Raw genomic sequence first — 3,632 nt, forward strand, 5'->3', positions numbered from 1 at the left:
CCGCCATGACCTGCCAGGACTTCTCTGTCAGATAATCGTTGTAAATGCGGGTTCCCAACGCCGCCAGTACCAGCAATATCATGAGTCCGGCAGCTGTGCCCAGCATCATATATCCCCGGTCGGGTACACTGCCGCTGCAATCCTTTTTTTCTGTCACTATTCCATTCATTTAGCTTACCCATATTGGCTGATATAATCGGTCCAGCAACATGACCATGCCCCCCAGACTGAGCCAAGGCCCCAGCGGCCCGCCTTTCGTACGACAATGAGGCCATTGAGCCAGATGCCACAACACAAAGCCGGATAGACCAATCAAGCAACCTATCAATGCAGGTAACCCTGTCAGCCAGGCACACAGTGCCCCCATTAGCCAGACATCCCCCATTCCCAGCGCTTCACATTGAGAGTGCCAATTCATCAGCTTGCGTAAAGTACTCACCCCAGCAAGCATGATCACTATGACGACAAAAAAGGTTATTGATACCGACTGCAACAAAATACTGACCAGTACACCGGACACCAGGCAAGCCAGTGTAAACTGACGAGGAAGCCAGCCACTCAAAACGTCTATAACCGATAATTGCAACAAAAAACTCAACAGCAACAGTGCGACTATCCGCTCCATCAGCGGCGCTGGTGATAACAACATCAATGTGCCCGACACCACATACACACAGATAGCCATTCGTGGTGCCGGATGCACTGAACACATCAACAGACCGTATTCCTGCAAAAATTGACTCACCGGACGAAGTAGCACGCATCCGATGACAAATAACGTCATCATAACCAGAGGGGTATATTCTGTAGGAAAGCTAACCGCAATCAGTGTCTTCATTTAACCATTAATCGTAAAGATCAGTTTATTGGTCCCGGTACGACCGTTGTTCCTTGTGCATTCTGTACTGGCACTTTCCAGTGTCACCTTGCCATCAGCGTGATGGGTATTATTAATAGTGATCTCTGACGCACTTCCTCCCCGGCTCATCCCAGTCACCAATGAAACACAGGCAGACTGAGGGACTCTCTCGTAAGTTACCGTGAATCCATTATTAAATCCCCCCGTGCTGCTCGGTCCGACCTTAACCTGACCACCCCAGGTATTCCACAACGTAGCATTACCAGCAGTCGTATCACCGCGAACCGTCATACTCTTCGGTACGCCACCCAACTGAATCAGGACGCCGGTCATCTTGTCTGCGTGACTAAATGCATATCCACCACTGCCTTTCATTAACCCCTGAGTACTGGAGATGATAGTTTGCAGATTCGTTGTTTCCACAACCGCATCCTTGCGGTCATACAACATATAAATGCCCCCCAAAACCACGGTAATCACGGCAATCACAACCAGAGCGACCGCACCATTCTCCAAAATAGCCCACCCCCGTTCAGGGGGACGAACCATCCTGTCTTGTTTCTGTATCATCATGTACTGCATTGATTTATTCCTGATATAAAGGGATTACTGCATGATGTTAGCCATGTTCTGTATTTCCATGACGGCTAGCAAAATCAACATAAATGCCCCGACAACCAGCAACAGTGAACACAACATGACCAAATTGGCCCGCCTGTTCACCCGTACGATGGTTTGGTCCAGCCAGCGCTCACCATAGCGTCCAATCATGTCAGGAGTGCCATCACCTTCCGTCAGCAGCGACAAAAAATTCACCGCTTCCTTTGACGGAAAGTCATAGCCACAGTGATGCAGTGCCCGGCCAAAGTGATCCCCTTCACGGACACAATCAGCAATAGACTCCAGACGAATCTGTAACCAGGGAGATGCAAAGCGTTGCAGGATAATTAACGCATCCAGCGTCTGAACATGGGCACGCAAAAGGGAAGCCATGTTCAGTAAAAAAACGGCACCCTGAATATCACTGTAGACCGACCAGGGGATAAGATGATCCGCGATGCGACGCAGACGGTTGACCCACCGCGGTAGCGAATACACCACGCCCACAATAAAAGAGAGCAGTAAGACACCACACAACAGGAACGCCTCATTAAAAAATGTCGCCATCCCGTTTAGCCATGCCAGCACACCCTGCCAGTTTTGCGGATCTACAATGTTTCTCAGGGTCGGTACCAGTTCTGTTGCGGTGATAACCAGCAATCCGGTCATCAGTAACACCAACAGCAAGGGATAAATCATCATTCTGAGCGACACCATCAAAATACGCTGACGGCAACCTATCAGTGTAATGGCCTGACTCAGCGCTTCAGGCAAATGACCACTACGCATACCCGCACTAATTAACGCCGCCTCTTCTACCGGTCCCCAAACCGCCAGCACATGTTCCAAGGTATTCGTTTGACTGTTATCAGTGAGCGCCGAGATACAATCGTCAATGAGCTCAGCAAACGGATGCCAGTGGGTATCGAAATGCGTATACACATCACGTATCTGCCGCAACGCTTTCAATAACGGTATCTTGTTTTCCAGTAGAAAACGCAACGCCTCATAGAAAATGATGCGATAACTGGGTAAGAAAGTGTGGCGAACTAACACATAGCGCAAACGGCTGACCCATGACATTTCACGCATCACACGGCTCCATCAGCAAATAATCATCTTCATCCAGCGGACACACTAAGTCGGCTTCCAATGGATCAATCAGCCCGGCATTCAGCTTATGCAGTAGATGCTGGCGACGAGTCATCCCGCCTAAGTTCGCTACCCAGTGTTGTCTCGCGGCCTCTTTGCCCTCGGTCATCAACAAGGTAAAAAATCGGGCATCTGGCCTAATGACTTCTGCCACCACGCTACGACCGGTCACTCCCCGGCTAACAACCCGTCCACTCAAGGTAATCGTCTGGCAACAATGTTCACATCCTTCAGGATGGCGAAAATACAAATTCTCTACGCAACAGATACCGGGAGCATGGCAATAACGCATCAGATAAGCCCGTTGTTCCTCATCCAGTACCGCCTGTTTCTGTGCCCAAGGCACTCGACAGTACGGACATAATGTCTGTACCAAACGCTGACTAATCAACGCAATTAAAAGCTGAGCATCGGCAATCAGCCCCGCATTCACCCCCATGGTTATCATGCGCTCAGGAATACCGACTGCACTATTGGTATGCAGCGTCGTCATGACACTGTGTCCCGTTTGCGCAGCATAAATTGCCGTTAACATGGAAGTCAGGTCTCGCATTTCCCCTGGCATAACAGCATCAGGATCAAGGCGCAGCGCAGAGGTGAGCGCCCGGTGCCAGGCAAGCCTGACCGCCTCTTCATCACTTTTGTCACACACGATGGGCGTTTGAATCGCGCCGGCAATCCTCCCTTCAGGGGGGTCTTCAACGGTCAATAACCGCTTTTTACCGCCAGTCCGGTCAAGATACTGGCGACAAAAAGTGCGTAATGTCGTGGACTTCCCAGAACCGGTTGGCCCCGATAACACCATCAGGCCCTCCGGCAGTTGCAAAATACGGGAAACCCGTTTGATTTGCTGCGGCAAAAAACCTAATTGTGTCAGTGTAGGCACGTTGTCACCATCATCAGCAATCACACGCATCACAACATACAAACCATCTGCGGTTGGCGTATGGCTGTACCGGGCGCCATACAAATGTACCCGACGCAGAAAATCCGCTTTAATCCTCCCGTCCTGCTGCCGGCC

General features: G+C 50.4%; 4 protein-coding genes. All 4 read right to left on the reverse strand.

The window, feature by feature from the left end; all coding sequences use genetic code 11:
• Positions 1-169: 169 nt before the first annotated feature.
• Complete coding sequence (locus tag ACGF7G_RS21710) at positions 170-838, reverse strand: prepilin peptidase (RefSeq protein WP_387468322.1); 669 nt, start codon at positions 836-838, stop codon at positions 170-172.
• On the reverse strand, positions 839-1,441 hold the full coding sequence (locus tag ACGF7G_RS21715; protein ID WP_387468324.1) for a type 4 pilus major pilin: 603 nt from the start codon (positions 1,439-1,441) through the stop codon (positions 839-841).
• A gap of 24 nt (positions 1,442-1,465) precedes the next feature.
• Positions 1,466-2,551 carry a type II secretion system F family protein gene (locus tag ACGF7G_RS21720; RefSeq protein ID WP_387468326.1) on the reverse strand — a complete coding sequence of 362 codons (1,086 nt, stop codon included), beginning with the start codon at positions 2,549-2,551 and terminating at the stop codon, positions 1,466-1,468.
• Positions 2,544-3,632 (reverse strand): GspE/PulE family protein (locus ACGF7G_RS21725; protein ID WP_387468328.1); only part of this gene is annotated, 1,089 nt, incomplete at its 5' end. The genes ACGF7G_RS21720 and ACGF7G_RS21725, both read right to left, overlap by 8 nt.

The organism is Photorhabdus sp. RM323S, assembly GCF_042879375.1.
GTDB classification, from domain to species: domain Bacteria; phylum Pseudomonadota; class Gammaproteobacteria; order Enterobacterales; family Enterobacteriaceae; genus Photorhabdus; species Photorhabdus tasmaniensis.

Bases quoted from the DNA above. Each gene is read 5' to 3' on its own strand.
- ACGF7G_RS21710 (WP_387468322.1), bottom strand. From the start codon at position 838: ATGAAGACACTGATTGCGGTTAGCTTTCCTACAGAATATACCCCTCTG.
- ACGF7G_RS21715 (WP_387468324.1), bottom strand. From the start codon at position 1,441: ATGCAGTACATGATGATACAGAAACAAGACAGGATGGTTCGTCCCCCT.
- ACGF7G_RS21720 (WP_387468326.1), bottom strand. From the start codon at position 2,551: ATGCGTGAAATGTCATGGGTCAGCCGTTTGCGCTATGTGTTAGTTCGC.